This window comes from Paenibacillus sp. 23TSA30-6, from assembly GCF_014858585.1.
In the GTDB taxonomy this organism is placed as follows: Bacteria; Bacillota; Bacilli; order Paenibacillales; family Paenibacillaceae; genus Paenibacillus.
Map to the genome: position 1 here is coordinate 1 of NZ_SLTL01000123.1, position 296 is coordinate 296.

Annotated in this window: 2 tRNA genes; both read left to right on the top strand. The window is 49.3% G+C overall.

Going from position 1 to position 296, the window contains the following annotated elements:
• Positions 1-79: 79 nt before the first annotated feature.
• Positions 80-151 (top strand) — tRNA-Glu (locus E0698_RS26400).
• A gap of 69 nt (positions 152-220) precedes the next feature.
• A tRNA-Val gene (locus E0698_RS26405) sits at positions 221-296 on the top strand.

Below are 296 nucleotides of genomic sequence, written 5' to 3' on the forward strand. Positions count from 1 at the left end.
CGATTGGAAATCGTGTAGGCGCCAAAAGCGTCTCGAGGGTTCGAATCCCTCTCTCTCCGCCAGATATTATTTATTGTGTGGCCCGTTGGTCAAGCGGTTAAGACACCTCCCTTTCACGGAGGTAACAGGGGTTCGATTCCCCTACGGGTCATTAGCTATTTTATAAAAGAGCTTGAAATAAAAAGCTTGTAATGGTATAATATGTGAAGTGTTGTGTTGTGGAGGCTTAGCTCAGCTGGGAGAGCATCTGCCTTACAAGCAGAGGGTCGGGGGTTCGAGCCCCTCAGCCTCCACCA